The organism is Pseudarthrobacter sp. AB1, from assembly GCF_014926485.1.
Lineage (GTDB): Bacteria > Actinomycetota > Actinomycetes > Actinomycetales > Micrococcaceae > Arthrobacter.
Genome location: NZ_PZKO01000045.1, coordinates 1 through 5,294, shown reverse-complemented (window position 1 = coordinate 5,294; position 5,294 = coordinate 1). Strand labels below are relative to the sequence as shown.

At 66.0% G+C, this 5,294-nt stretch carries 4 protein-coding genes and 1 pseudogene; 3 read left to right on the top strand and 2 right to left on the bottom strand.

The genetic code is table 11. From position 1 onward, the window contains the following. Together DAD99_RS11815 and aroQ are read left to right on the top strand one after the other, a co-directional pair. A partial coding sequence (locus DAD99_RS11815) for an alpha-galactosidase (protein WP_193341690.1) occupies positions 1–2,048 on the top strand: 2,048 nt, incomplete at its 5' end. 76 nt (positions 2,049–2,124) lie between these two features. Next, complete coding sequence (gene aroQ, locus DAD99_RS11810) at positions 2,125–2,583, top strand: type II 3-dehydroquinate dehydratase (protein WP_193341689.1); 459 nt, start codon at positions 2,125–2,127, stop codon at positions 2,581–2,583. A gap of 30 nt (positions 2,584–2,613) precedes the next feature. On the opposite strand, the gene DAD99_RS11805 is transcribed toward aroQ, so the two are convergent. Continuing rightward, positions 2,614–3,798: a MarP family serine protease gene (locus DAD99_RS11805; protein ID WP_193341688.1), complete on the bottom strand. Its 1,185-nt coding sequence runs from the start codon at positions 3,796–3,798 to the stop codon at positions 2,614–2,616. A gap of 265 nt (positions 3,799–4,063) precedes the next feature. Between DAD99_RS11805 and DAD99_RS11800 the strand changes: the two genes are divergently transcribed. Continuing rightward, positions 4,064–4,741 (top strand): Crp/Fnr family transcriptional regulator, encoded by a 678-nt coding sequence (locus DAD99_RS11800; RefSeq protein WP_011693220.1) that lies wholly within the window; start codon positions 4,064–4,066, stop codon positions 4,739–4,741. A gap of 283 nt (positions 4,742–5,024) precedes the next feature. Here the strand turns inward: DAD99_RS11800 and DAD99_RS11795 are convergent. Next, positions 5,025–5,294 (bottom strand): annotated as a pseudogene (locus DAD99_RS11795) (hypothetical protein); the annotation flags it as partial.

Genomic DNA, 5,294 nt, shown 5'->3' with positions numbered 1-5,294 from the left:
CCATCGACGCCAACGTGCCTGCCGGCCTCCTGCCGCAGGCATCGTCCAGCTGGCGCGGCCGTCCCGCACTCCGCGGCCACCGCCTCGCCGACGGCGTCTCCGGCCTCGACTTCTCAGCCCGCCTCCGCGTCGTGAGCGCCGGCGCCGAGGGGACTTCCGCCACCATCGTCCAGACCGATCCCGACGCCGGCCTCACCGTCTCGTCCGCACTGACACTGCACGAGGGAGGCCTGCTGGAGCTGCGCCACACCCTCACCAACGACGGCGCCACGCCCTACCAGCTCGACGAACTGGCNACCGTCCTCCCGGTGGCACCCGACGCCGTCGAACTCCTTGACCTGACCGGGCGCTGGTGCCGGGAACGCCACCCGCAGCGCCGCCCCATCCAGCAGGGCACCTGGGTCCGCACCGGCCGGCACGGCCGCACCGGACACGATTCCTCACTGCTCTTCGCCGCCGGCACCGCAGGGTTCGGCAACCGCCACGGGAAAGTCTGGGCCACGCACCTGGCCTGGAGCGGCAACCACGAACAGTTCGCCGACAGCATCGGCGANGGCCGCACCATGATCGGCGGCTCNGAACTCCTGGGCCCGGCCGAAGTCATCCTCGCACCCGGCGCCAGCTACACCACACCGGCGCTCTTTGCCGCCTACTCNGACCACGGCCTGGACGGCATCAGCGAAGCNTTCTACACCTGGTTCCGATCCCGCCCCCACCACGTGCTCCCCGCAGCCACCACCGGCCTGCCCGCCGGCAAGCCCCGCCCCGCGGTGCTCAATGTCTGGGAAGCGGTCTACTTCGACCACAACCTGTCCACCCTGATCGAACTGGCCGACTCCGCCGCCGAACTCGGCGTGGAACGCTTTGTCCTCGACGACGGCTGGTTCCGCGGCCGCCGCGACGACCACGCCGGCCTNGGCGACTGGTACGTCGACGAAACCCTCTGGCCCGACGGCCTCACGCCCCTGATCGACGCCGTNACCTCGCGCGGNATGGAATTCGGGCTCTGGGTGGAACCCGAAATGGTCAACCTGGACTCCGATATTGTCCGCGCACACCCCGAATGGATCGTTGGTCCATCCGTCCACAGCTACAAGGACGGCGGCCGCCTGCCACTTGAATGGCGGAACCAGCATGTGATCGACCTCGTGAACCCGGACGCGTGGCAGTACATCCACGACCGTGTCGACGCCCTGCTGCGCGAGAACAACATCAGCTACCTCAAATGGGACCAGAACCGGGACCTGCTCGAACACGGCCACGGCGGCCGCACCTCCGTCCACGAACAAACCCTTGCCGCCTACCGCCTCTTCGACGAACTCCGCAAGGCGCACCCCGGCGTCGAAATCGAGAGCTGCTCCTCCGGCGGCGCCCGCGTGGACCTCGGCATCCTCGAACGCACCGACCGCATCTGGGCCTCGGACTGCAACGACGCCCTCGAACGCCAGACCATCCAACGCTGGACCGGCGTCGTGGTTCCGCCTGAGCTGGTGGGCGGACACATCGGCCCCACCACCTCGCACACCACGGCCCGCACCCACGACCTGTCCTTCCGCGCCATCACCGCCCTGTTCGGCCACTTCGGCATGGAATGGGACGTCCGCAGCGTCCAGGGCGCCGAGCGCGAGGAACTCAAACGCTTCATCGGCCTCTACAAGGAACACCGCGCCCTGATCCACTCCGGGCGCATGGTCCGCGCCGACATCGCAGACGATTCCCTGATGCTCCACGGCGTGGTGGCCCCCAGTAGTGCCACCCAGGGAACGACCGCGGCCCTGTTCGCCCTCGTCAGCACACGCACCGCCTTCGCAGAACAGCCGGGCCGGATCACCATCCCCGGCCTGGAACCTGACCGAGACTACCGGGTAGAAGCCATCTTCCCAGCCCCGGCAGATGCAGACTACGCCCACACCTTCACCCAGGTCCAGGCCCCGGCCTGGCTGGCGGACAGCGCAGTAGCCCGCGGCCGATTCCTGGCCGAAGTGGGCCTGCCCATGCCCGTACTCAACCCGGAACATGCCCTCGTCCTGAGGTTCACAGCCCTGTAACCGCCAGATGGCCTGCCGTGCAAGCACTGATCGTAAGAATGCGCGGCGGGCCGTCCCAGGCGCTAGATTTGCATCCATGACTGAAGCCACCACCGCTGCCGGACGCGGCACCATCCTTGTGATCAACGGCCCCAACCTCAATCTGTTGGGCACCCGTGAGCCGGAGAAGTACGGTACCTCCACCCTCGCGGACGTGGAGCAGCTGGCCGCCACCACGGCGCAGTCCCACGGTTTCAACGTGGAATGCGTCCAGTCCAACCATGAGGGTGTGCTCCTGGACGTCATCCACGCTGCCCGTGGCACCGCCGTCGGGATTGTGCTTAACGCCGGCGCCTTCACCCACACTTCTGTGGCCCTGCGCGACGCCCTGGCGGCGGTGCAGCTGCCTGCAGTCGAGGTCCACATCACCAACGTGCACCAGCGTGAGGAATTCAGGCACCACTCGTTCCTGTCCCCCGTCTGCGCCGCGGTGATCGTGGGCGCCGGGGTTCTCGGCTACAAGCTGGCCATCGACTACCTCGCCGAAACGCTGTAGCCGGGCGCCGGGTGGCTCAGGCCGCCATGGCTACTTCTGGATGCACTGCCCGGAGGAGACGGGAGCGCTGAGGCTTGCGGCCTGGGACGCGACCGGGAACAGGTCATCCATGGTGATGGCGAATCCCATTTCGGTGTCCGAGGTTGCCTTGGCGAAAATGACGCCGGCCACCAGTCCCTCCATGGTCAACAGCGGCCCGCCCGAGTTACCGGGCTGGACGTCACCCGCCAGCCGGTAGATGTCCTCGGGGGTCGGGTTTTCGCCGTAGATATCGGGGACCAGAACTGACGTAATGTCCCGAACCGTGGCGGGTTTGGACTTGAACGGACCGCCGTGCGGATACCCAGCGAAGGCGGCCGGGCTGCCGTTCGGAAGGTCGGACGTCAAGGCGAGCGGCTCCGAAGGCAACCCGTCCACGGCCAGGACGGCGAGGTCGTGCCGGGTGTCGAAGTACACCACCCGCCCGGGCATCGCACCGCCGTCGGGAATTTCAACCACCGGCTGCGACACACCCGCCACAACATGGGCGTTGGTCACAACCCGGCCCGGGGATACCACAAAACCGGTGCCGGTCTGGTTCTGGCCGCACTGGTATGCGGTTCCGGCAATTTTCAGGACTGACCGCGCGGCCAGGTTCAGCGCCGGCGTATCGGTACTGGCATTGGGCGCCGCTACTGGCTGCCCCTGGTCCAGGCCTTCAAGCAGCGTGGGAATTCCGTTGCCGATTACCGTGGACCGCAACTGCGCCATGGTGGTCTTCAACGGGACAGGCGTCAGCCCGTCGATGTACCGGATGACTTTGGACTCCGCCAGTTGCTGCGACACTAACGGAACGCCCAGGGCGCTGACGCTGAAGGCGAGCATGGACATCACCAGGGCCGAAACCACCACGTTGACGGCCCCGCCCACCAGCCGGTCCACCGCACGCAGCGGCTTGATCCGCACGGCGCCGCGGATTTTGCGCCCGATCATGGTCCCGAGGCCATGGCCCAGAGCCATGAGTACGACGGCGGCGGCCACGATGGCGGTCAGCCTCCAGCCGGAGTCATCCACGAAGCCGCTGACCAGTGGAACGGCAAAGAATGCGGCCACAGCGCCCGCGGCGAAGCCTGCGATACCGCCGAGCGTGACCAGGAAGCCGTTTCGCAGGCCATAGATCAGGTAAGAGAGCAGGGCCAGGATCAGCGCCAGGTCCAGAACGGTCAAACCAAACACTGACGCTCCTCTAATACGGTTGAGTCCCAATTCTAGTGGCGCAAGCTGACATTATTCTGCGGGCGCCATTCCCCCCGCCCTACGGGCCGGGTTCGCCCCACGTACGGATGTAAAAATCACCCCCCCCTGGCGGGGCCGGACACCGGATCGTGCCCGCATTAGACACTGTCAGCGGCGTTTCCGCTGCCAAGTACGTCACAGAACCTTGAAAATTCTGAAACAATGGCAAAAGCGCCACAGCCGACACTTTTATTCAGGAGATTTCATGGACATCGAGGTACTGCGCCGAGCACCCCTATTTGCCACGCTCGACGACGAAGCATTCCGCCTGCTGACGGACGAGCTGACCGAGGTGGACCTCTCCCGCGGTGCATCGGTATTCCGCGAGGGCGACCAGGGCGACCAGCTCTACTTCATCGTCTCCGGCAAGGTGAAGCTGGGCCGCACGTCCCCCGATGGCAGGGAGTCCCTGCTCGCCATTCTGGGCCCGGGTGAATTGTTCGGCGAAATGGCGCTCTTTGACCCCAGCCCGCGCACGGCCACGGCAACGGCAGTCTCCGAAACCCGCCTGGCGGGCCTGAAGAACGAAAGCCTCAACGCCCTGCTGCGGACGCGCCCCGAGGTTTCGGCGCAGCTGCTGCAGGCTCTGGCCCGCCGCCTGCGCCGCACCAACGATTCGCTCTCGGACCTGGTGTTCTCCGATGTCCCCGGCCGCGTGGCCAAGGCCCTGCTGGACCTTGCTGATCGCTTCGGCCGCCCGGCAACGGACGGCGTCCTGGTAGCCCACGAGCTCACACAGGAAGAACTGGCCCAGCTGGTAGGCGCCTCCCGCGAGACTGTCAACAAGGCCCTGGCAGAGTTCGTCCAGCGCGGCTGGCTCCGCCTCGAAGCCCGCGCCGTAGTGATCCTGGACATGCAGCGCCTGCGCCAGCGCTCCCGCTAGTCCTTTCACGGTTGAGGCCCCAAGACTGACGTCCTACGCGTGCTGCGCCCCACCGTCGCTTTGACGCACGCTTCCGGATGCAATCCTTGGGGCCTTTTGCGTTACCCCCTGCCAACGCTCTCTCACATCCTGCACTTTTTCCCGCGACGCTCTCTCACGTGATGCGGGTTTTCCATACCCGCTCTATCAGCTCCTCGCCATCGGGGGCTTCAACGGCCGTCATCCAGGTTTCAGTCGGGACGACAGCATCTGCAAGAGCCGAAAATTGTCAAGCTGTGTGGAGTCACTGGGCTAGTTTTTGGGGTGTTTTGGTCTCGGGCAGGTTGATCCCGACGTGTTGGGCGGGGGCCGGTGTGGTGGGTCGTTGGCGGAATCTTTCTGGGTGTCGTTCGTAGTAGTCCTGGTGGACTTGGTCTCGCTTGTCCCAGAGCTCTTTCCAAGAGCCGTTGTGGACTTGTGAGGGTGAGAACAGCGCGATGCCGGAGTGTTTGTGATCGGTGCTGTACCAGTGCACATAGTCGGTGAGGTACTCCCTCGCGGCCTCGAGATCGTC